Source organism: Parabacteroides sp. AF18-52, assembly GCF_003479145.1.
GTDB classification, from domain to species: Bacteria; Bacteroidota; Bacteroidia; order Bacteroidales; family Tannerellaceae; genus Parabacteroides; species Parabacteroides faecis.
In genome coordinates this window covers 279,543-301,960 of record NZ_QUGR01000008.1, presented here as the reverse complement: position 1 = coordinate 301,960, position 22,418 = coordinate 279,543, and the positions used below count along the sequence as shown (strand labels likewise).

20 protein-coding genes are annotated in these 22,418 nt (G+C 43.1%); 13 read left to right on the top strand and 7 right to left on the bottom strand.

The window, feature by feature from the left end; translation table 11 throughout:
• Positions 1-129: 129 nt before the first annotated feature.
• Complete coding sequence (locus tag DWX23_RS15275) at positions 130-2,202, top strand: 3'-5' exonuclease (protein WP_122375099.1); 2,073 nt, start codon at positions 130-132, stop codon at positions 2,200-2,202.
• Here DWX23_RS15275 and DWX23_RS15270 read toward each other — a convergent pair.
• Entirely contained in the window at positions 2,183-2,608 is a 426-nt protein-coding gene (locus tag DWX23_RS15270; RefSeq protein WP_122375098.1) for a pyridoxamine 5'-phosphate oxidase family protein, read from the bottom strand. The two genes, DWX23_RS15275 and DWX23_RS15270, sit on opposite strands and share 20 nt — an antisense overlap.
• Positions 2,609-2,697: 89 nt before the next feature.
• A complete protein-coding gene (locus DWX23_RS15265; protein ID WP_122375120.1) occupies positions 2,698-3,573 on the bottom strand; it encodes an AraC family transcriptional regulator in 876 nt (291 codons plus the stop codon).
• A 90-nt stretch (positions 3,574-3,663) separates the two neighbouring features.
• On the opposite strand from DWX23_RS15265, the gene pncB reads away from it, so the two are divergent.
• The gene (gene pncB / locus DWX23_RS15260; protein ID WP_122375097.1) at positions 3,664-4,845 is read left to right on the top strand and encodes a nicotinate phosphoribosyltransferase; all 1,182 of its coding nucleotides are present in this window, start codon (positions 3,664-3,666) and stop codon (positions 4,843-4,845) included.
• Positions 4,846-4,854: 9 nt separating this feature from the next.
• Here pncB and DWX23_RS15255 read toward each other — a convergent pair whose 3' ends face one another.
• From DWX23_RS15255 to DWX23_RS15245, 3 genes are all read right to left on the bottom strand, one after another.
• Complete coding sequence (locus tag DWX23_RS15255; RefSeq protein WP_122353727.1) at positions 4,855-5,484, bottom strand: glycine zipper family protein; 630 nt, start codon at positions 5,482-5,484, stop codon at positions 4,855-4,857.
• Positions 5,485-5,588: 104 nt separating this feature from the next.
• Positions 5,589-6,137, bottom strand: a complete 549-nt coding sequence (locus DWX23_RS15250) for a nitroreductase family protein (RefSeq protein WP_122375096.1) — start codon at positions 6,135-6,137, stop codon at positions 5,589-5,591.
• Positions 6,138-6,223: 86 nt separating this feature from the next.
• Positions 6,224-8,050 (bottom strand): DNA polymerase III subunit gamma/tau, encoded by a 1,827-nt coding sequence (locus DWX23_RS15245; RefSeq protein WP_122375095.1) that lies wholly within the window; start codon positions 8,048-8,050, stop codon positions 6,224-6,226.
• A gap of 70 nt (positions 8,051-8,120) precedes the next feature.
• Here DWX23_RS15245 and DWX23_RS15240 point away from each other — a divergent pair, with 70 nt between their 5' ends.
• Entirely contained in the window at positions 8,121-8,426 is a 306-nt protein-coding gene (locus DWX23_RS15240; protein WP_122353730.1) for a septum formation initiator family protein, read from the top strand.
• Positions 8,426-8,752, top strand: a complete 327-nt coding sequence (locus DWX23_RS15235; protein ID WP_122375094.1) for a hypothetical protein — start codon at positions 8,426-8,428, stop codon at positions 8,750-8,752. Before DWX23_RS15240 ends, DWX23_RS15235 begins: the two co-directional genes overlap by 1 nt.
• Before the next feature lie 200 nt (positions 8,753-8,952).
• Here the strand turns inward: DWX23_RS15235 and DWX23_RS15230 are convergent, their stop codons facing one another.
• Positions 8,953-9,558 (bottom strand): OmpH family outer membrane protein, encoded by a 606-nt coding sequence (locus DWX23_RS15230; protein WP_122353732.1) that lies wholly within the window; start codon positions 9,556-9,558, stop codon positions 8,953-8,955.
• Between the two features lie 389 nt (positions 9,559-9,947).
• On the opposite strand from DWX23_RS15230, the gene DWX23_RS15220 reads away from it, so the two are divergent.
• The 5 genes from DWX23_RS15220 to DWX23_RS15200 all read left to right on the top strand — a co-directional run bounded on the left by DWX23_RS15220 (position 9,948) and on the right by DWX23_RS15200 (position 17,711).
• Positions 9,948-11,420, top strand: coding sequence for an aminoacyl-histidine dipeptidase (locus tag DWX23_RS15220; protein ID WP_122375093.1), 1,473 nt, complete (start codon positions 9,948-9,950; stop codon positions 11,418-11,420).
• 150 nt (positions 11,421-11,570) lie between these two features.
• Positions 11,571-13,088, top strand: a complete 1,518-nt coding sequence (locus DWX23_RS15215) for a hypothetical protein (protein ID WP_122375092.1) — start codon at positions 11,571-11,573, stop codon at positions 13,086-13,088.
• 12 nt (positions 13,089-13,100) lie between these two features.
• On the top strand, positions 13,101-14,147 hold the full coding sequence (locus tag DWX23_RS15210) for an endonuclease/exonuclease/phosphatase family protein (RefSeq protein WP_122375091.1): 1,047 nt from the start codon (positions 13,101-13,103) through the stop codon (positions 14,145-14,147).
• Positions 14,148-14,154: 7 nt separating this feature from the next.
• Positions 14,155-15,840, top strand: coding sequence for a M23 family metallopeptidase (locus DWX23_RS15205; RefSeq protein ID WP_122375090.1), 1,686 nt, complete (start codon positions 14,155-14,157; stop codon positions 15,838-15,840).
• Positions 15,841-15,962: 122 nt separating this feature from the next.
• Positions 15,963-17,711, top strand: coding sequence for a phospho-sugar mutase (locus DWX23_RS15200; protein WP_122353738.1), 1,749 nt, complete (start codon positions 15,963-15,965; stop codon positions 17,709-17,711).
• A 99-nt stretch (positions 17,712-17,810) separates the two neighbouring features.
• On the opposite strand, the gene DWX23_RS15195 is transcribed toward DWX23_RS15200, so the two are convergent.
• A complete protein-coding gene (locus DWX23_RS15195) occupies positions 17,811-18,284 on the bottom strand; it encodes a cytidine deaminase (RefSeq protein WP_122375089.1) in 474 nt (157 codons plus the stop codon).
• 77 nt (positions 18,285-18,361) lie between these two features.
• Between DWX23_RS15195 and DWX23_RS15190 the strand changes: the two genes are divergently transcribed.
• The 4 genes from DWX23_RS15190 (at position 18,362) to prfA (ending at position 22,413) form a co-directional block, all read left to right on the top strand.
• Positions 18,362-19,093: a bifunctional 2-polyprenyl-6-hydroxyphenol methylase/3-demethylubiquinol 3-O-methyltransferase UbiG gene (locus tag DWX23_RS15190; protein ID WP_122375088.1), complete on the top strand. Its 732-nt coding sequence runs from the start codon at positions 18,362-18,364 to the stop codon at positions 19,091-19,093.
• Between the two features lie 84 nt (positions 19,094-19,177).
• Entirely contained in the window at positions 19,178-20,083 is a 906-nt protein-coding gene (locus DWX23_RS15185) for a glucosaminidase domain-containing protein (RefSeq protein ID WP_122375087.1), read from the top strand.
• Positions 20,084-20,128: 45 nt separating this feature from the next.
• Positions 20,129-21,295, top strand: a complete 1,167-nt coding sequence (locus tag DWX23_RS15180) for an AIR synthase related protein (protein ID WP_122375086.1) — start codon at positions 20,129-20,131, stop codon at positions 21,293-21,295.
• An 8-nt stretch (positions 21,296-21,303) separates the two neighbouring features.
• Positions 21,304-22,413: a peptide chain release factor 1 gene (prfA, locus tag DWX23_RS15175; RefSeq protein ID WP_122353746.1), complete on the top strand. Its 1,110-nt coding sequence runs from the start codon at positions 21,304-21,306 to the stop codon at positions 22,411-22,413.
• Positions 22,414-22,418: the final 5 nt, after the last annotated feature.

Here is a 22,418-nt window from a genome sequence, read left to right as displayed (position 1 = left end):
TTTTAAATCAGCATGTAAAAGTAAAAAAAAGCCTTGATATATAGCTATAAATAACTATTTCATACCCGGAGATCCCAGACTAACTTTGCCCACCCTTTCGAATCTTTTTTAATATAAAATGAGACAGTTATGATATTCAACAAAACAGAAGAACAGGAAAAACAATATCTACAACAGATACTGGAGATCATTAACGATACGATCAACAACACGGATAAGTCGGTTAAAGAACATGTTGACACCCTACAGGAACATAAAGACTATCTATGGTCGAATAAAGATATCGACCCTCACGAAATCCGCTCCATGAGAGAAAGTATCCTGAATCATTTTGCCCTGGGCGAGAACGTGATCGATAAACGTAAACGATTGAGTAAGATACTGGACATCCCTTATTTCGGCCGGATAGATTTTTGCGAAAAGAAAGAAGGAAAGCTAAACACACCCATTTACATAGGAATACATACCTTTTACGATCCTCTAAGCCGTACCAACCTGATATACGACTGGAGGGCTCCGGTCTCAAGTATGTTTTACGACCATGAATTAGGAGAAGCATCTTACATCTCCCCGTCCGGTGAAGTTTACGGCAATATGTCACTCAAACGTCAATACCATATCCGTAAAGGGCGGATGGAGTTCATGATTGAAAGTTCTTTGACCGTTCACGATGATATACTGCAGAAAGAACTTAGTGCCAACGCAGACGACAAAATGAAAAACATCGTCACCACCATCCAACGTGAACAAAACCGGATCATCCGAAATGAAGATGCCAGCATACTTATCATACAAGGAGTAGCAGGTTCGGGTAAAACTTCCATCGCATTGCACCGTATTGCTTATTTACTCTATGCATTAAAAGGAAATATTTCATCAAAAGATATTCTTATTATTTCCCCCAACAAGGTTTTTGCCGACTATATCTCCAATGTTCTTCCCGAACTTGGCGAAGAGACCGTACCGGAAACCAGCATGGAACAAATCCTTTCCAGCATACTTTACAACAAATACAAATACCAAAACTTCTTCGAACAAGTATCGGAACTGCTGGAAAGACCGACTCCGGATTTTATTGAACGGATACAATACAAGTCTTCACCGGACTTCGTTCTACAACTGGACAAGTTCATCCTTCACATAGAAAACACTTATCTTCATGCTACAGATGTAAAGCTAAACAGGTACATCACCATCCCGGCTGAATTCATAAAAGAACAGTTCAGACGATTCAACCGTTACCCGATGCGCCAACGTTTTGAGACGATGACGGAATATATTATGGAAATGATGGCCATTCAATATAACTTCAGTGTAACTACTGCAGAGAAAACCCTGTTGAAAAAAGAAATAAAAAAGATGTTTGCCGGAAACAACGATCTGCAAGTATATAAAGACTTCTTTAAATGGGCCGGAAAACCAAAGATGTTCAAGACACGCAAAAACCATACACTGGAATATACAGACCTTGCCCCGCTTGCCTATCTTCATCTGGCATTGGAAGGGTATCCTCCCCATTCTCCAGTTAAACATCTGCTGATAGATGAGATGCAGGATTATCCCCCCATACAATATAAAATAATCCAAAAACTTTACTCCTGCCGGAAAACAATCCTTGGTGATACATGCCAATCAGTCAATCCCTACGGATCATCGACAGCCGAAATGATTCGAAAAGTATTTGCGACAGGAGAAATTATGAAACTTTGTAAAAGTTATCGTTCCACCTTTGAAATAACAGCTTTTACACAAAACATCCGACCGAATACCGACCTGGAACCTGTTGTTCGTCATGGGGAACACCCCCGAATACTCCGGTTTCAGAATTCTGAAAAAGAGATCGACGGCATTACCGAATTGATCTCCCTATTCAGGAAATCCAAATACAAATCACTCGGAATCATCTGCAAAACAGAAACACAAGCCAGAGAAATAGCCGATAAGCTTCTGAAACATACAGATAATATTTACTTCCTGTCCAGTCAAAGTTCTGCTTTCGTAAAAGGCATTATCATCACTTCCTCCCATATGGCAAAGGGCCTGGAGTTCGACGAAGTGATCGTCCCCCAGGCTAGTAATAAAAATTACTGCTCGGAAATTGACAAAAGCATGCTCTATGTGGCAATAACACGGGCAATGCATAAATTAACAGTGACGTATTGGGGTAAACCCTGTGTTTTATCTATATTTCCCCAACACTAAAATCTTCCGACTTGAACCCACTATAATATCTTCCTGAAAAGGTGGTGAACTTCAAGACACAATAATCAGGATCGGTGACACCTTCTTTATAATACATCGTGTCACCGGGTTCCCAAATCATTTCCTTGCTTGCCGAATCTGTCAACACTTCAACCGTACCTTTCAACATAACTCCTCTGAAAAAACGTCTGTCACAAAAGTAAATACTGGCACGATTATTTTCCCGGAACTGTGCCACACGCATAGAGGAAGTATTGGTTGAAAAGTAAAATATCCGGATTCCTTCCCGATTACGGGGCTGCAACATCGCTTTGATATTTGGAAATCCTTCCCGGTCGACCGAACCGAGGAATGCCACTTTTTGTTTATCGACGAGGTTTCCTATCGTCTTCTCTGAATCTCTCATAATTAAATTATTATTTGTTCTTGATATGGCAAAGGTATGGTAATGAGACTTTCGGGATACAACACAAAAAATGGAAGAAATGTCACTTTTTACGGTTTATGCGTTTTACGATATACCAAAGGTGTTTGACCGGTATGTTCACGGAAAGAACGGACAAAATAGGAAACCGTATCATAATTAAGTGAAATGGCAATCCCGGATACAGGTATATCTGTATAGGTGAGCATTCTTTTTGCCTCTTCCATTACTTTGCGATGGATATACTGTTTGGCACTTACCTGCAGGGAAATCGTAACGATCTCATTCAGATAATTCGGAGTGATACATAACCTATCGGCATAATATCTGACAGAACGATGTTCTTTAAAAGACTGCCCGACATAATGAATGAATCGGCTGATATGAAGGTTACTGCTTTCTTTAGGAATGCTTTCCTTCGTACCTTTTTCAATATAGATCCTGTCGAGCAGCATAAGTATTTCGTATAATTGCGCCCTCAATAAGTGATCTCCATGACGACCATACAAACCGATCTCTTCTTTTATATTGCTTACCAACTGCAGCAAACGCTTGAAAAGAGATTCTTCCGGATGAAGCCTGGCTGCTGTTTTTCCTGGATTGAAATACGAAAGATGCTGGACAAACAAATCATCTTTAAAGAAAGAAGACAAAAACTCATTTTCAAAAATCAATGCATAACCATTCATAATATGATCTTTGTCCCAGTTACGTATTTCGCCGGGTTTAGAAAAAAACACATCGCCGGGGCAAGCTTCGTACAGCAGATTGTCGATAGAGAAATCACCTTTCCCCTCGGTAATAAACGTAATATCATGGTAGGTCAGCGTATGAATAGTTCCGGTTTTCAGAAACTTTTTGATATCTTTTAGCTGGACTACATCTATCAATAGCTCACTACCGTATTTATTTTTATAGAACGTATATCGTGGTATTTCATTTTTCATGATCACAAATATACCCATTTATCAATATCCGACGGTTTCTTTGCCAACAAATACTAACTTTATCGCGTTATAATAAGAAAAGATTGAAGGATGATTGTCAGGACGATATTAGATACAGACCTCTATAAGTTTACGACCTCGTATGCTTATATCAAACTATTTCCTTATGCGATGGGACGTTTCAGTTTCAAAGACAGGGACGAAACAGAATATACGGAAGAGTTTCTGGAAAAGCTCAAAGCGGAGATCGATAACCTAAGCCGGTTAATACTCACGTATGAAGAACTGGAGTATATGACACGCAGCTGCCGGTTCTTGCCCCGTGTTTATTGGGAATGGCTTTCCTCCTTCCGTTTCGATCCCGGAAAGATCGAAGTCTATCTGGACGAGGCACATCACCTGCATGTCGAAGTCGTAGACTATCTTTATAAAGTGACGTTGTATGAAGTTCCTCTACTTGCAATCATCTCCGAAATAAAAAATAGTTTTTCAGGAAATATAGCAGACCCTGAGCTTATCTTTTGTAAGCTCTCCGAAAAAACAGGACTCTCCAATGAACGGCAATTACCTTTCTCGGAATTCGGTACGCGCAGAAGATTTTCATTCGATGTACAAGAGGCAGTGATCGGTTATCTCAGCAAAAATGCCCGATATTGTACCGGTACATCCAACTGTTATTTCGCCATGAAATTCGGGATGAAGATGATGGGAACGCATCCGCACGAATGGTTCATGTTTCATGGAGCACAATTCGGTTATAAACATGCCAATTACATGGCGCTTGAAAATTGGGTCAATGTGTATGACGGTGACCTGGGAATCGCGTTGTCCGATACATATACTTCCGATATTTTCCTATCCAACCTCAGCCGCAAACAGGCAAAATTATTCGATGGCGTCCGATGTGATTCAGGAAATGAATTTGAGTTTATCGACAAACTGACAGCTCGTTATAAAGAATTCGGCATCGATGCAACCACCAAGACGATCGTATTCAGTAATGCACTCGACTTCGGGAAAGCGCTTGAGATTCTCGACTATTGTCATGGAAAGATCAGATGTGCTTTTGGCATCGGAACGAATCTTACGAACGATACTGGTTTCAAACCGTCCAATATAGTAATGAAATTATCCCAATGCAAAATGAATGTCAACCAGAAATGGCGGGAATGCGTCAAGTTATCGGATGATGTGGGTAAACACACGGGAAATCCACAGGAAGTACAAGCTTGCCTGTACGAATTAGGATTAACGCCTTCTTTAATTTTATAAATAAAGAATTTAATATCTTCCGGTAGGCAGCGTAAAGGTTTCTTTATCCGTCAGATAACCATCCGCAGATTTCAGTCGTACTGAAAGGACTATCTCACCGGTTTTCAATTTTGGAGAAGCATGCAATGTGATCGTATAGCTCACCCGCTTATTCGGTTGTAACTGGCGGATCATAACAGGTTTGGACAGTTTCACATATTTACTGCCCTGCTCTATCTTAATAACCGGTTCGACATTATAAGCCGTCTGTCTGCCTTCATTAGACAGGATAAACGAAATACGACAAGTTTCTCCCGCATCTACGATCTGGTTATTGTTCCTGTCTTCCAAATAAATATCTTCTATAACGACATAAGGTAGTTGATACTCCCTGGCACTTGTCGTGCTTCTGCTATTACGCTGATTTTGAGAAGCAGCCGCAGTAGCACCCAAAACCGTACCTCCAACCGAGCCCACAAACGACCCGATCGCTTCCCCGCGATATCCTCCGGCTGCATGACCGATCACCGCACCGGTAACCGTCCCAGCCAGCATCCCGACTTGAGAACCAACGATCGTCCTCGATGTCGGATCCATTGTCGCACATCCCGTACAAAGTACGGAAGCCATCAGTAACAGGATATAATTCTTCATGCCCATACAAATCAACGTTTTATTTATCCGCTAAAATACATATATTCAGGGAATAAAGCCTAATCAAAAACACGATAATATTCGTCTAAACAGAAAACAGGAGCTTGTATTTACCAACGATTGAAATGGAGAATCTCCGGTTTATACTTATTTTTCGGAGTGTCGTCGTGTAAAGGATAGCCTATCGGAATCAGGTTCAACGGAACGATCAATTCAGGTAGAGCCAATTGCTTACGGACAATCTCAACGCGATCTTCCTCCGGATAAACAGCAGTCCAAACAGCACCTAAGCCCATTGCCTCAGCCGCTATCAGTAAATTTTCCGTTGCAGCAGAACAATCCTGAATCCAGTATTCATCCTCCAAACCATTATAAGCTTTACTCAAATCACCGCATACAACAATTGCAGCAGATACCTTAGCAGCCATTTTCGCATAAGGTAATAGAGCCGCAAGTATGTCAAGCGTAACCCGATCGTCGATCACGACAAATGCCCAGGGTTGTTTATTGACCGCCGACGGTGCAGACACGGCAGCCTTCACCAATATTTCGAGTTGTTCCCGGCTGACCGGCAGGTCAGTATATTGGCGAACACTTTTACGACTCATTATCGATTTAAGCACAATATCTTGTTCTGATTTCATAAGATTTGTATCCATACAATTATTCTTTATTACAACTCAACTAAGATTCACTATATAGATAAAACGCCGGGAAGACTAATTTTGTTTTGTATCACCCAAAATCAATCCAGCGTCAGGTTAAACTCATCCTTCAACTTGGCTAGAACCGGATTCACGCTTAACAGATGTTCAAACTTTTCAGTAGAAGTATAAGCCAGATGCTTCTCATTGGTTTCCACAATCCGTACACGCATCTGTATACGTGTATTCTTCAACTGGATACGTAGGTAGTTCAATAGATCCACACAGCCATTGCTCAACTCATCCTGCTGGCCCGGATTATGAACACCCACTTCAAAGAAATAATTCTCCTGCAAAACGGGCTTGCAATTGATCATGGTATTTTTCAGGTACACCTTCTTATCGATCATCCCGCTAGCAGCATAAGCATCCCAATAATGAACCAGATCTTCTTGCGAAAAAGGGTTTACCATTTCCTGTACGGTCCGGCTCTCTTGCTGCGTCATCTGATTTTTTGGTTTTTCAACACCGATTTCTTTCAGGGAAGTACTCAAATGAGGCGGACGTGACGTTTTTTTAGGAGAAGAAGCCGAAGGTCCTTGCGGAATAATAGTTGCCGATGAAGGCATGTTCGTCGTTATCACCTGCCCATTACCGCCATTCATTCCGGCAGTTTGCTGAGGCATGTGATTAGCCATTTGCCCGGGCTGAACCTGCTGACGCATCGGCTGTCCCTGAGAGACTGGCTGCGCCCCTTGAGAAACAGATTGTCCGGGAGCACCGGAAGCGATCGGTTCAATTACTCCTTTTTTTTTATCATCGACAACTTGCCCGGCAGAACTTAACTGGCAAAGCTGGATAAGTGTCAGTTCTAGCAACAAACGTTTATTGCGGCTGGCACGATAATTCAGATCGCAGGAGTTTGCCAGTTCGATCGCTTTAAAAAGCAATTGATCCGGACAACGTTTTGCCATCTCCTTATATCGTTCGCGGATAGAGGCACCGACCTCAAATAATATCAGTGTCGCTTCATCCTTGCAGACCAGCAGATCGCGAAAATGAGCCGCCAGACCGGTTATAATATTCTGCCCGTCGAAACCTTTGCTTAATATTTCATTCAGTATAAGAATAGATGAACGGACATTTCCTGCCAGAATAGCATCGGTAAGACGGAAATAATATTCATAGTCAAGCACGTTCAGGTTGTCGATAACAGCCTGATAAGTAATATTTCCGTTGGTAAAACTGACCACCTGGTCAAAGATAGACAAAGCATCACGCATACCTCCGTCAGCTTTCTGGGCAATCACATTCAATGCTTCCGGTTCCGCCGTTACATTTTCCTGTGAAGAGACATATTCGAGATGCTCCACCATATCCGTTATTGAAATACGGGAAAAATCATAAATCTGGCAACGCGACAAGATGGTTGGCAACACTTTATGTTTTTCGGTAGTAGCCAGAATAAACAAGGCATGATGAGGCGGTTCTTCCAACGTCTTCAAAAAAGCGTTGAAAGCCGCCGAACTTAACATATGTACCTCATCGATAATAAAAACCTTATATTTCCCGATAGCGGGCGGAATACGCACCTGATCGATCAGCGAACGGATATCGTCCACAGAGTTATTGGACGCGGCATCCAGTTCGTGGATGTTATAAGAGCGTTGCTCATTAAACGCCTGACACGATTCACATTCGTTGCAGGCTTCTCCGTCGGTTGTCGGATTCAGGCAGTTGATCGTCTTAGCAAAGATACGTGCACATGAAGTTTTCCCGACACCACGCGGTCCGCAAAAAAGATAGGCATGAGCGAGCTTGTTACTTTGTATTGCATTTTTTAGTGTAGTGGTAAGAGACTTTTGCCCTACGACACTACGAAAAGTAGAGGGGCGGTATTTTCTTGCCGATACAATATAATTGTCCATTCTTTGCTTTTTTATTAACAACACAAAGATATACAAAATAATTCATTTATCTTTGCGAAAACGAAGTTCCATGTCACGCATAAAAGACTTTTACAACAAGTATCTATCCAGGATAAATGCCTATTGGCTGGTTATCATCGGATTTCTGATCCTCACTTTCACGGTGGGCGACAGCAATTTGTATAAGCGGTATACGTATGACGAAAAGATCCGCAGTCTGGAAAGAGAGATCAAACATTATCAGAAAGAAATTGAGATAAACAGTAAGAAACTGAACGATCTTCACACTGACAAGGAAGGTCTGGAACGGTTCGCCCGTGAAGAATATTTCATGAAGAAGCCGAACGAAGACGTCTATATCATCAAAAAGAAATAATGAATCAAAAAGCAAGAACAATCATTTTCAATATTGCCGGTTTACTGATACTGGCAGGTGCCGTTTTATTCCTCACCAAGTGGTTTCTGGCACCCTATCTCTTCGCTGTAGGTGCCGCCGGCATGGCGATCTGTTTCCTGACATTGCCCACTAAAGAAATGGAGTTTCGCGAACGTCGTCTGCACCGCTTCAACATAATCGCTTCCGTTCTGATGATCTGCGCCTCCGGGCTAATGTTCAAGGATATGAAAGAATGGGTGATCTGCCTGACGATTGCCGCCGTCCTGTTACTTTACTCGTCATTCGTATCCGGAAAAAAGAAATAAATCTCCAATTTTTCCCCACAACATTTTTTCATGTGGGGACTTTTACCCACTGCAGTGGGGATAAAGCCCCACCCCAGTGGGGGAACCCCCCCACATGTGTGGAACATTTTCTTTACCTTAGCAGAAATAACACGTAAATACATAAAAAAAGCCGTTACAATATGCAACAGCTTTTTCTATATATTATTTTAATCTCTTACTTACTTTCCGCTGGAATAGCTCTTATTCAATAAGTCGATCAATTCGTTTGTGATATCGTAAGCATCGCCGGCCAATAAAATATTATCTTCTGCCGTATTGCTGAAAATTACCTGATATCCTTTATCCTTATTATATACTTTCAATTTTGAAACAACAGTATCACGAAGCTGTTCGTTCAATTTCTGACGTTCCAACAATAAATCCTGTGATAATTTAGCATCCAGATCTTTCAGTTCCTGTTCTTTTTTCATCAAACGTTCCTGTTCCTGTTGTGCTCTTTCACGAGTAAGGAAGGCATTATTTTCCATTTTACGATAGAACTCCTGCACTTCGGTTTGTAAGGTACGTGCCTGCTGCGTTACATTTGCACGTGAATTTTCTTCTTTTTTCAGGAGCTGTTCGTTCAGATCCTTGAAATAATTATAATTAAGCAAAAGCGAATCGACATTCACATAAGCGATAGGGAGCAGACTGGTAGTATCACCATCTCCGGATGCAAATGTTTTTGTTACTGTCGATTCTTTCTTGTCGGAAAATTGCATTATGAACAATATCACGACAGCCACCGCGAGCACACCATTAATTACGTAGTTAATGTTCTTCATAAAGTGTAAATTAAATCCTTATTTTATTCTTCTGTTTCTTTTACTCTATCATATAGATTCCTTTGCCTGGCCTGTTCCCGGTCTTGCGTCTTGGCACAATGTATACCTTTTTTACCTAGTGCTCTGTTACCTCCCACATGCGTATTCGGGAACCTTCCCCCTTTCTTGAATATCACTTTTATAGCAAGTAACACAACACAAATAACAAGAATTATGACCGTAAGCAATATCGTTGTAAGCATTTTCTCTATATTTGTGGACGCAAATATAAGAGTTTAAGTGATTATAAAGTATCTTTTTGGTATTTAATTCTACTTTTTTTCATACATAACTCAGAAAACGATCACATTATTAACTATAGAGTAACATCTGTAATATATTGTAACATTATGAAGATTACTGACTTAAAGCCTGAAATCGTTTGGAAGTTCTTCCATCAGGTAACACAAGTGCCCCGCCCTTCAAAGAAGGAAGGCAAAATGATCCAGTATCTGGAATCGTTCGCTAAAGAGTATAAAATCGTCCTGAAAAAAGATACAGCCGGAAATATCCTGATGTCGAAACCGGCAACGCCCGGATATGAAAACCTGCCGGTCGTTATCCTGCAGTCTCATATGGATATGGTTTGTGAAAAAAACAACGGAACAGTCCACGACTTCGACAACGATCCGATCGAAACAATCGTCGACGGTGACTGGCTGCGTGCCAACGGAACGACACTGGGTGCCGACAACGGCATCGGTGTAGCTGCCGAACTCGCCATCCTGGCTTCCGACGATATCGAGCACGGACCGATAGAATGCCTGTTCACTGTTGACGAAGAAACAGGTCTGACCGGAGCAAAAGCACTTGAAAAAGGATTCATGACCGGCGATATCCTGCTGAACCTGGATAGCGAAGACGAAGGGGAAATTTTCATGGGTTGTGCCGGAGGAAAAGACACACAGGCTGTGTTCCATTGCGAACAACGTGCAACCAATCCTAATATGTTATATTTCAAAATCAATATTAAAGGATTGAACGGCGGACATTCCGGAGGTGAAATTCATAAAGGATTGGGTAACGCCAATAAGGTATTGGTTCGCTTCTTATATTTACTGAACAATGAAGCGGATTTCACCCTATGTTCTATCGAAGGAGGAAATTTACGCAATGCCATTGCGCGCGAAGCACACGCAGTGATCGGTCTGTATCCGGAAGATAAAGAACAGGTTCGCGTCCTGCTCAACAACTATACTGCCGATATAGAAAATGAACTGAAACATGTCGATCCGAACGTGCAGATCACCATGGAATCGACTGACCGTCCGGAATTCTGCATAAGCAATTTCGATATGGAAAAGGTTATCTGGGCATTACAAGCCTGTCCTCATGGCGTGATCGGTATGAGTCATGACATCGAAGGCCTGGTAGAGACTTCCACCAACCTGGCTTCCGTAAAAATCAAACAGGATGCGGAATCAGAAATGTTCATCATCACAGTAGGAACCAGCCAACGCAGTTCCATCGAGTCATGTAAGAATATGATCGCCAACCAGGTGGCTTCCGTATTCAAACTGGCCGGCGCTGTCGTTACTCATGGCGACGGTTATCCGGGATGGGCTCCGAATCCGGATTCTAAAATCCTGAAAGTAGCACAAGATACTTATAAACGTTTATTTAATAAGGATGCCAAAATCATGGCTATCCATGCCGGACTGGAATGTGGTTTATTCCTCGAAAAATATCCTAATCTGGATATGATTTCTTTCGGACCGACATTAAGAGACGTTCACTCACCGAACGAACGGATCGAAATTAAAACCGTCGGTTTGTGGTGGGCACATCTTTTGGAATTATTAAAAAGCGTACCGGCAAAATAAATTTTAATATTCTACGTTATAGAAAGAGGATTAACACTTTAATCGTGTTTTTCCTCTTTTTTTATGTTAAGGCCTGAAAACATTCTTTATAAATCGTTTGTTTATAAAGAAACAAGAACACAAAGGCATACATTTTAACATTTAGGAAAAATGAAAAAAATTACAGCGCCGTTGCTGATCATATGTACTCTTTTACTCAACCTGTTGGCTGGATGCGACGGGCTGGACGAAAATTATTCGACCAATCCGAATCACCGGTTGAGTTTTTCGACAGATACCTTATCTTTTGATACAGTCTTTACAACGATCGGTTCCGTTACAAAACAATTCATGGTTTACAACAGAAACAACGAACCACTGAATATAGAAAGAATAATACAAGCCTCACCTGCTAGCAGCGGATTCCGTATCAACGTGGACGGACGCAAAGGAGACAATTTTGACAATGTTAGGATTGCTGCCAAGGACAGTATGTATATATTTGTAGAAGTAACTGTCAACCCTACCGGCAAAGATCAACCGTTATTAATTCAGGATTCCATACGATTCAATTACAATAGTGTGACGCAAACAGTGCTATTGGAAGCATGCGGACAGGATGTTAAACTGATCAAAGGTGGCCAGACATTGAGTGAAGATACCCAACTGACAGCAGAACGCCCGTATCTGATATACGATAGTTTGATGATCGATAAAGGCGTAACCGTAAATATAGAAGAAGGAACAATCTTTTATATGCACGACAAGGCCAAAATCATAGTCGACGGCACAGTTATCGCCAACGGCACAACAGAGAAACCGATCATCTTCCGTGGCGACCGTCTTGATTTCATTCTGGACGACCAACTTCCATATGACCGCACACCAGGACAATGGGGAGGCATCATTTTCAAAAAAGAAAGTTTTGACAATGTATTTAATAATGTAATAGTACGAAACGGAAACAACGGCATTACGTGTGAAGCCTCAGATCCCGAAAAGTCCAAATTAAAGATCAATAATTCGCAGGTCACCAATATGGACGGAAATGTTTTGACAGCTATCAACAGTAATATAGAAGCTACGAACTGCGAGTTTACGAATGCCACAGTAGACGTCGTGCTATTAAATGGCGGCAAATATAATTTTACTCACTGCACGCTGGCTAACTATATATCTGCCAAAAGCAGGCATTCCACTGTTCAGGAAGGAGAACCGAGTTTTACTTTGCGATTAATAGACAATGCTGTCGATAATAAAATAGGTCCGTATGATCTATTGCAGGCCAATTTCGATAATTGTATCATCGATGGTAGTCTGGGAGCCGGTAAAGAAATTGAAATTTCATCAGGAACCAAGACTACTTTATTAAGAAATAACAATCTGAAATATCATTTCAACCATTGCGTGGTTATGATGGACCAGAACGATAGTGAAAATTTTACCGATGTCATTTTTATTAAAGGAAAAGACGACAGTAAAATGGAATACAGAATGACCGGCGGAAAAACGAACAAATTCATGTATGACTTCCGCCCCGGTAAGGATACATCTCCGGGTGTCGGTAAAGCAGACTTATTCATTTCACAAAAATATCCGATTGACCGGAACGGCGTCAACCGGTTAACGAACAACGGCCCGGATATCGGAGCTTACGAGTTTGTACCTCTGGAAGAAGATGAAAAATAAAAACAATTATATATGACCAGAACCTTAACTATACTCATTTACGTTCTAGCCTTTCTCACCCTTCCGGCAAATGCCCAATCCGGGTTCAGAGTCATGAGTTACAACGTAGAGAACCTCTTCGACACAGAAGACAATCCGGACAAGAACGACAACGACTTCCTCCCGTCGGGCAACCATCACTGGACACGCGGACGGTATTATCATAAACTCCAGCAGGTAGCGAAAGTGATCAGTGCCGCAGGTGAATGGGATACACCCGCCTTAATCGCTCTTTGTGAAGTGGAAAATGATTCTGTCCTGACCCATTTGCTCTACCAGACACCATTAAAACTGCAACAATACCGATATTGTATGACACATGGTTCAGATATAAGAGGTATAAATTCTGCTCTTCTCTACCAACGGGACCGGTTCGGCTACATCGGTCACAAAGAACATCCGGTTATCTTTACGCACAAAAAACATAAACAAACCCGTAATATTCTCCATGTATGGGGAAAGGTCATCACTTCCGACACTTTAGATGTATTCGTCTGCCATCTCCCGTCACGCTACGGAGGTGAAAAAGAGAGCGAAGCAGACCGCTTCGACGCTGCCCGAACATTACGTGAGCTTTGCGACTCCTTACTGAGAATTCGCACAAATCCTCAAATCCTGATCATGGGTGACTTCAACGATACACCGGAAAATACCAGTATCACACAAATACTGGCTGCCGAAAAAATCACCACAAGAACGGAGGCGAACAAACTTTATAACCTTTTCGCCGATCCCCACGTCCTGAATCATCCGGGAACACACAAATACCAGGGTGAATGGAATCAGCTCGACCATATCATTGTTTCCGGAAATCTGCTTGATAAAAATTCCACCATGCATGTTGCCCCCGGAAGCAACCGGATATTCATACCACCTTTCCTGCTTACCGAAGATAAGACCTGGCATGGCAAACGTCCTTTCCGAACCTATTATGGCTTTAAATATGAAGGCGGTTACAGCGATCATTTACCGATCATTACCGACTTTTTACTATCTTTGCCTGATAAAGATTTGAATTAAAACAAACATGCAGAAACATCATATACTGGCTGGATTTCTTTTCTTCGCCGGAATTACAAGCATTACAGCCGAAGCGCAGCAACTTCGCAAACCGATGGATCATCCGGTCTTGCTTAGCGGCAATTTCGGAGAACTAAGAAGCAATCATTTTCACTCAGGAATAGATTTCAAAACACAAGGAGTGGAAGGAAAACCGATACATTCCGTGCAAGACGGTTATGTTTCGCGCATATCAGTCAGTCCGTGGGGATACGGTAACGGCTTATATATCACACACCCGGACGGTACAACGACTGTTTACGGACATCTACAGAAATTCTCCCCGAAGATCGCAGCCTATGTTAAAAATAAACAGTATGAATCAGAGAGTTTCAATGTAAACCTGGCACTCACTCCTGATGAATTGCCGGTCAAGGAAGGCGAACTGGTCGCTTTAAGCGGAAATACCGGCAGCTCCGGCGGTCCTCACCTCCATTTCGAAGTGCGCGACACGAAAACAGAGGAACCGATGGACCCGATCGAGTATTATAAAGAGCTGATACAGGACACCAAACCTCCCCGGATACAAGGTATCATGATCTGTCCTGTAGAAGGAAAAGGCGTAGTAAACGGTAGCCGCCGGAAACTGGAACTAAAGCCCGTCACCGCCAAGAACGGCAAACAAACATTGACAGGAAAGATCGAGGCATGGGGAGAGATAGGACTGGCGGTAAAAGGTTACGACTATATGGATAATACCTCCAATATCTACGGTGTTAAAGAAATCACGCTGACAGCAGACAGCCAGGTCATCTATCATAGCAACTTGGACCGTTTTGCTTTCGATGAAACCCGGTATCTGAACAGTTTCACAGATTTTGAGGAATGGAAAGAACATCGCTCTTTCTATATGAAAAGCTTTGTCGATCCGGGTAACCGCCTGCGGTTCATTGAAAGTATTAACCGCGGTATCCTGACGGTCGATGAACCCCGTACGTATCATTTAACCTACCGTCTGGCAGATGCATTCGGCAACACCACCCAGCTAATCCTTCGGATTGAAGGGAAAGAGCAGCCTATACCGGAAATCGACACAGATAATACCGAACTTTTCCATTGGTGGAGTGACAACCGTTTCGGAGCCAAAGGAATCCGCCTGACAATCCCGAAAGGAAATCTCTATGACGACCTGTATTTCCGCTATTCGGTAAAAGAAGACAGCACTGCATTGGGAGCCGTACATACATTACATAATAAACCGATCGCCTTACACAAATCAGCCAAACTCTCCCTACGCCTGCAGACAGATACACTGGAAAACAAACAACAATACGGAATTGTCCGCCTGCAAAACGGACGCAGGTCATGGACCGGAGGCGTTTACCGCAATGGCTGGATCGATGCAGATATACGCGAAATGGGCAGCTACACGCCAGGACAAGACATTGTACCTCCGACTATTACGCCGCTCAATCCCGCCACATGGGTCAGCAAGCAAGCCATTTCATTCAGGTTGTCGGACAATCTGAGCGGTGTACAAACATACCGGGGAGAAATCGACGGACAATTCGTCTTATTCGAGATGAACAGCCAATCCGTTATCACTTATCACTTCGATAAAGAGCGGCTGTCGAGAGGGAAACACACATTGGAACTGGTCGTAACAGATGCCTGTGGAAATCAAACCTCTTATACTTATCCGTTTACATGGTAAGAAATAACTTGTCTTTTTTCTTGAAAATAAGGATGCAAGCCATTGTTTACAACAATTAATTTGTATCTTTGTTTTCTCATAAATTAAGAAATAACACATATATAAATGCAAGATATTTGGGTATGGAAAACAACGAACTGTTAGAAATGGTAAGAAGTAAAGCTCAAAGCTGGCTTACCAAAAGTTATGATGCCGAAACAAAAGCAAAAGTACAGGAATTACTGGACAATGAAGATCCGACAGAACTGATCGAATCATTCTACAAAGACCTTGAATTTGGTACAGGAGGTTTAAGAGGTATCATGGGTGTAGGCACCAACCGTATGAATATTTATACAGTCGGTGCCGCTACACAAGGTTTGTCAAACTATCTAAAAAAAGAATTTGCCAACCTGGATCAGATCAAAGTTGTTATCGGACATGACTGCCGTAACAACAGCCGTAAGTTTGCCGAAATCTCGGCCGACATCTTCTCTGCTAATGGTATCAAAGTTTACATGTTTGAAGACCTTCGCCCGACACCGGAAATGTCTTTCGCTATCCGTAAACTGGGATGTCAGAGCGGTATCATCCTGACAGCATCCCATAACCCGAAAGAATATAACGGCTACAAAGCCTATTGGGACGACGGTGCACAGATGATCGCTCCGCACGACCGTAACACGATTGCTGAAGTAAATAAGATCCGCAACGCCAGCGATATCAAATTCAAAGGAAATAAAGAGCTGATCGAAATCATCGGTTCAGAAATCGACAACCTGTACATCGACGCTTTGACAACGATTTCCCTTTCTCCGGAAGCGATCAAACGTCATCACGACATGAAGATCGTTTACACTCCGATCCACGGTACCGGGGTAAAGATCATTCCGGCTACATTGAAAGCATTCGGATTCACCAATGTCATCCATGTTCCCGAACAGGATGTGGTAAGCGGTGATTTCCCTACGGTAATCTCTCCGAATCCGGAAGAACCGGCTGCATTGGCCATGGCTGTTGAAAAAGCAAAAGAAACAGATGCTGACCTGGTACTGGCTTCCGACCCGGATGCTGACCGCGTAGGTGCTGCCGTAAAGAACAACGACGGTGAATGGGTTTTACTGAATGGTAACCAGACTGCATTGATGTTCGTTTATTACCTGATCACCCGTTGGAAAGAACTGGGTAAGATCAACGGTAAGGAATATATCGTAAAAACAATCGTTACCACAGAGCTGATCCGTACGATCGCCGAACGTAACGGCGTCGAACTATACGACGTTTACACAGGCTTCAAATGGATTGCCGACGTAATGAAGAAAAACGAAGGAAAGAAAAACTATATCGGTGGCGGTGAAGAAAGCTACGGATTCCTTTGCGAAGACTTCGTTCGCGATAAAGATGCTGTTTCTGCATGTGCTATTCTGGCAGAAATCGCTGCATGGGCGAAAGACCAGAATATCACCATGTATCAGTTGTTACAGAATATTTATGTACAATACGGTTTCTCTAAAGAAAAAGGTATCTCTGTCGTGAAGAAAGGCAAGAGCGGTGCTGAAGAGATCGAAGCCATGATGAAGAACTTCCGCGAAAATCCGTTACAGGAAATCGCAGGTTCAAAAGTATCTTTGTTCTATGACTATGCATCTCTGAAAGGTTACAGCTACAGCGATAACGAGACAATCACTTTGGATATGCCGACAACATCCAATGTGCTGCAATATTTCACTGAAGACAATACGAAAGTATCTATCCGTCCTTCAGGTACAGAGCCGAAGATCAAATTCTACTGCGAAGTTCATTCCAAAGTAAACAGCCTGGAAGATCTGCCGGAAGCAGAAAAAGCTGCCGAAGAAAAGATCAACCAGATCAAAGCTTCTCTGGGAATCTGATCGGATAACCGGATCAAGATAAAAAACAGGGCAGGAAGTCGAACTTCCTGCCCTGTTTTTATTTCCTACCGGTCATATTAAGACTCCACCTTTTAAAGATCAAAGATTATCTTTACCGAAGCAAAGAGGTAAAAGAGATGCCGCACTCGGCGCCACTACCACCTCCTTCGTCCCACAAAGCAATACCTTCATCGGCCTGTTATAACGTTGTTCCGTTTCCAGCAAAACCTGACGGCAGGCACCACAGGGAGAAATACTTTCTACTTGTTTGCCACCTGTAGACGCTGCGATAGCCAAAGCAACCACAGGTACGTCCGGATACTGATGTCCGGCATGAAACAAGGTTACCCTTTCCGCACACAGACCGGAAGGATAAGCCGCATTTTCCTGATTACTGCCCGTCACAATCGTCCCATCGGCCAACAACGCAGCCGCACCGACATGAAATTCCGAATAAGGTGCATACGATTGCTCAGTCGCTTTCAGGGCAGCATTCACTAAAGGTAATTCCTCATCCGGGACTTCGTTCAGCAAATATACTGTTATTGGGGTTTTCAGTTTGATTTCTTTCATAAGCTCAATGATTAGACAAACAAAGATAGTAAATTTGTATCTTTGTCCGATAAAATACGAATAATTCCAATCAGTATATGCAAATACCTCTGCTCACACCTCAAAAAGACCCGATGGGTGCGGCTATCGCCGATTATTTTGCTAACGGTAAAGCCAGTAAACTGCGCGTTTTCTCTTCCATGTTCGACGAAGATGAGATTCCGGTAAAACAGTTATTCCGTAACTTCGCAGAAATGCCCGCACTCGAACAGGAAGCCCTCCGGATAAGTTACGGTAACATTCTCGATGTCGGAGCCGGAAGCGGTTGCCATTCGTTGGCATTACAGGAAATGGGCAAGACAGTCAAAGCGATCGATATATCTCCATTATCAATTGAAACGATGCAAAAAAGAGGAGTAAAAGAGGTTAGCCTGGATAATTTCTTTAGCGAACAGTTCCACGGTTCCTTCGATACGATCCTGATGTTGATGAACGGTTCGGGAATCGTTGGAAAGATCAGTAATCTTCCGGTTTTCTTTGACGCATTAAAGCGCCTGCTTGCTCCGGGAGGCTACGTATTAATGGATTCCTCCGACCTGCGTTACCTCTTTGAAGACGAAGACGGTAATCTCGATATAGATATGGAAGACGACTATTACGGTGAAGTAGATTTTCGTATGCAATATAAGAATATAAAAGGCGACCGCTTCGACTGGTTATATCTGGATTTTCAAACGCTCTGCCTACATGCTGCCAACAACGGGTTCAAAGCGGAAAAGATACAGGAAGGTGAGCATTATGATTATCTGGCTAAAATTAGCAGTATATAAACCTGCTTTTTATAGATTATTTAGAAGAATAATATATCCAGCTTCATTATCTTTGCGAAAATAAATACTTTAGAGAGCTCTTTTATGAAACTAACGATACGTATTTTTTGCCTTTTATTTTTCATTGCGACATTTGCGGAAGCAGCAACCCAGAGGAAAATACCTTCCTACGAAAAATATATAAAGACATACAGCACTCTGGCTGTGGAACAACAAAGGCAACACCGGATTCCTGCCAGTATCACACTCGCACAGGGATTACTTGAATCCGGAGCCGGACAAAGCGATCTGGCACGCCGTTCAAACAACCACTTCGGTATCAAATGCCATTCAGACTGGCGTGGCGGACGCGTATATCATGATGATGATTTACGCGGTGAATGTTTCCGGAAGTACAAACGGGTGGAAGATTCGTATGAAGACCATTCCAAATTCCTGAAACGCTCACGCTACGAATCGCTGTTCCGTCTAAAGATCACCGATTATAAAGGATGGGCGAGAGGCCTGCAGAAATGCGGTTACGCAACCGACCGTGCCTATGCCAATAAACTGATCAAAGTGATTGAGGATTACGAACTTTATCGTTACGATTCCGGAAAAATACAGAAAACGACACATCAGGAAAAGAAGAAACAAAAATATCCGTCGGTCAACTACACGATATACAGAACTTTCGGACTGTTGTATGTCTATGCAAAAGAGAACGACAGTTTCGACCAGATCGCACGCAATCTGGACTTCAGCGTCAGAGAACTGAAAAAATACAATGAGGTGCCGGAAGACTTCCCATTACAGAAAGGCGATATCGTCTATCTGGAAAAGAAGAAGAAAAAGGCAGACAAGCCTAATTACGACCATGTTGTACAGATCGGAGAGTCCATGCACAGCATTGCACAGAAATACGGAATACAGATTAAGAGCCTGTATAAGATGAATAAAAAAGACAAAGATTACGTTCCTGAAGAAGGAGATGTGCTTAAACTTAGATAAGTAACATAAAAAAATAGTATCTTTGCAGCCAAATATGTAAAAACAATGAGTGACCAACGTTACAACCTGCGCGGTGTATCCGCTTCAAAAGAAGATGTTCACAATGCGATAAAGAACATCGATAAGGGAATATTCCCTAAAGCATTTTGTAAGATCATCCCCGATATATTAGGCGGTGATCCTGAATATTGCAACATTATGCACGCTGACGGAGCCGGAACGAAATCATCCCTGGCTTACATGTACTGGAAAGAAACCGGAGATCTGTCTGTGTGGAAAGGTATAGCTCAGGATGCACTGATCATGAACATCGACGACTTGCTGTGTGTAGGCGCAGTAGACAATATACTCGTTTCTTCCACTATCGGACGCAATAAACTGCTGATCCCCGGCGAAGTCATCTCCGCCATTATTAACGGAACGGACGAACTGCTGGCCGAACTGCGTGAAATGGGCGTAGGCTGTTATGCAACCGGAGGCGAGACTGCCGATGTGGGCGATCTGGTTCGTACCATCATTGTGGACAGTACCGTTACCTGCCGCATGAAACGGTCGGATGTGGTTGACAACAGTAATATACAGGGTGGAGACGTAATTGTCGGCATGGCTTCTTACGGACAATCTACCTACGAAAAAGAATATAACGGCGGAACCGGCAGCAATGGCCTGACCTCTGCCCGTCACGACGTATTCGCCAAATATCTGGCAAGCAAATATCCGGAAAGCTATGATGCAGCCGTTCCTGACGAATTGGTTTATTCAGGCGGACTGAAACTGACCAACAAGATCGAAGAACTGGGTATCGACGCCGGAAAACTGGTATTGTCTCCTACCCGCACCTATGCTCCTGTGATCAAAGTATTGCTGGACAAACTGCGTCCGCAGATACATGGTATGGTACACTGTTCCGGCGGAGCACAGACCAAAGTGATGCATTTTGTAGAAAACAAACGTGTGACAAAGAACAACCTGTTCCCTGTCCCTCCCCTTTTCCGCATTATTCAGGAACAGAGCGGAACGGACTGGAGCGAAATGTATAAAGTGTTCAACATGGGCCACCGCATGGAAATTTACCTATCGCCCGAACATGCAGAAGAAGTGATCGGCATTGCCAAAAGCTTCAATATCGACGCACAGGTTGTAGGCTTCGTGGAAGAAGCAGATAAAAACGAATTGATCATTGAAAGCGAAAAAGGTCGCTTCGTATATTAATCTGATAAATGGCCGATAATAATTTATTAGGAAGACTAGACGGATTAGTAAGCCGTTTTGAAGAAGTCGGGACACTGATCACCGACCCGGCAGTGATTGCCGATATGAAACGGTTTGTAAAACTCAATAAAGAGTACCGCGATCTGGAGAAGATCGTGGTTACCCGCAACGAATATGTCAATACTTTAAACGGAATAAAAGAAGCACGCCAACTGCTGGAAACGGAACAGGATCCCGAAATGAGGGAAATTGCCCGTGATGAGTTGGATGCCTGCAACGCCCGTATCCCGGAACTGGAAGAAGAGATCAAGCTGTTGCTTGTCCCCAGCGATCCGGAAGACGACAAGAATGCCATCGTTGAAATACGCGGCGGAACGGGAGGCGATGAGGCCGCCCTTTTTGCCGGCGATTTATATCGTATGTACATGAAGTACTGCGAAACCAAAGGTTGGAAAGTAGCTCTGTCGAGTTGCAGCGAAGGTTCGTCGGGCGGATATAAGGAAATTATCTTTACCGTCAGCGGTGAAAAAGCATACGGTACACTTAAATATGAATCGGGTGTACACCGCGTTCAGCGCGTGCCCAGCACCGAAACCCAGGGACGTGTACATACTTCAGCAGCCACCGTGGCTGTGCTCCCCGAAGCAGACGAGTTTGATGTTGAAATTAATGAAGGTGAAATTAAATGGGATACTTTCCGTTCGGGAGGTGCCGGCGGCCAGAATGTGAACAAGGTCGAATCGGGCGTACGCTTGCGTTATGTCTGGAAAAACCCGAACACCGGCGTGAGCGAAGAGATCCTGATCGAATGTACGGAGACACGCGACCAGCCGAAAAACAAGGAACGTGCACTCACCCGCCTGCGTTCTTTTATCTACGACAAAGAACATCAGAAATACCTGGACGACATTGCCAACAAACGTAAGACAATGGTTTCGTCGGGCGACCGATCCGCGAAGATCCGGACATACAACTATCCGCAAGGACGTATCACCGATCATCGTATCAACTACACGATCTATAATTTATCAGCTTTCATGGATGGCGACATACAATCCTGCATCGACCAACTGACTGTTGCCGAAAATGCAGAACGTCTGAAAGAGGCCGAACTATAACAATT

Coding starts and splice junctions, on each gene's coding strand:
- DWX23_RS15275 (WP_122375099.1), top strand. CDS start 130: ATGATATTCAACAAAACAGAAGAACAGGAAAAACAATATCTACAACAG.
- DWX23_RS15270 (WP_122375098.1), bottom strand. CDS start 2,608: ATGAGAGATTCAGAGAAGACGATAGGAAACCTCGTCGATAAACAAAAA.
- DWX23_RS15265 (WP_122375120.1), bottom strand. CDS start 3,573: ATGAAAAATGAAATACCACGATATACGTTCTATAAAAATAAATACGGT.
- pncB (WP_122375097.1), top strand. CDS start 3,664: ATGATTGTCAGGACGATATTAGATACAGACCTCTATAAGTTTACGACC.
- DWX23_RS15255 (WP_122353727.1), bottom strand. CDS start 5,484: ATGGGCATGAAGAATTATATCCTGTTACTGATGGCTTCCGTACTTTGT.
- DWX23_RS15250 (WP_122375096.1), bottom strand. CDS start 6,137: ATGGATACAAATCTTATGAAATCAGAACAAGATATTGTGCTTAAATCG.
- DWX23_RS15245 (WP_122375095.1), bottom strand. CDS start 8,050: ATGGACAATTATATTGTATCGGCAAGAAAATACCGCCCCTCTACTTTT.
- DWX23_RS15240 (WP_122353730.1), top strand. CDS start 8,121: ATGTCACGCATAAAAGACTTTTACAACAAGTATCTATCCAGGATAAAT.
- DWX23_RS15235 (WP_122375094.1), top strand. CDS start 8,426: ATGAATCAAAAAGCAAGAACAATCATTTTCAATATTGCCGGTTTACTG.
- DWX23_RS15230 (WP_122353732.1), bottom strand. CDS start 9,558: ATGAAGAACATTAACTACGTAATTAATGGTGTGCTCGCGGTGGCTGTC.
- DWX23_RS15220 (WP_122375093.1), top strand. CDS start 9,948: ATGAAGATTACTGACTTAAAGCCTGAAATCGTTTGGAAGTTCTTCCAT.
- DWX23_RS15215 (WP_122375092.1), top strand. CDS start 11,571: ATGAAAAAAATTACAGCGCCGTTGCTGATCATATGTACTCTTTTACTC.
- DWX23_RS15210 (WP_122375091.1), top strand. CDS start 13,101: ATGACCAGAACCTTAACTATACTCATTTACGTTCTAGCCTTTCTCACC.
- DWX23_RS15205 (WP_122375090.1), top strand. CDS start 14,155: ATGCAGAAACATCATATACTGGCTGGATTTCTTTTCTTCGCCGGAATT.
- DWX23_RS15200 (WP_122353738.1), top strand. CDS start 15,963: ATGGAAAACAACGAACTGTTAGAAATGGTAAGAAGTAAAGCTCAAAGC.
- DWX23_RS15195 (WP_122375089.1), bottom strand. CDS start 18,284: ATGAAAGAAATCAAACTGAAAACCCCAATAACAGTATATTTGCTGAAC.
- DWX23_RS15190 (WP_122375088.1), top strand. CDS start 18,362: ATGCAAATACCTCTGCTCACACCTCAAAAAGACCCGATGGGTGCGGCT.
- DWX23_RS15185 (WP_122375087.1), top strand. CDS start 19,178: ATGAAACTAACGATACGTATTTTTTGCCTTTTATTTTTCATTGCGACA.
- DWX23_RS15180 (WP_122375086.1), top strand. CDS start 20,129: ATGAGTGACCAACGTTACAACCTGCGCGGTGTATCCGCTTCAAAAGAA.
- prfA (WP_122353746.1), top strand. CDS start 21,304: ATGGCCGATAATAATTTATTAGGAAGACTAGACGGATTAGTAAGCCGT.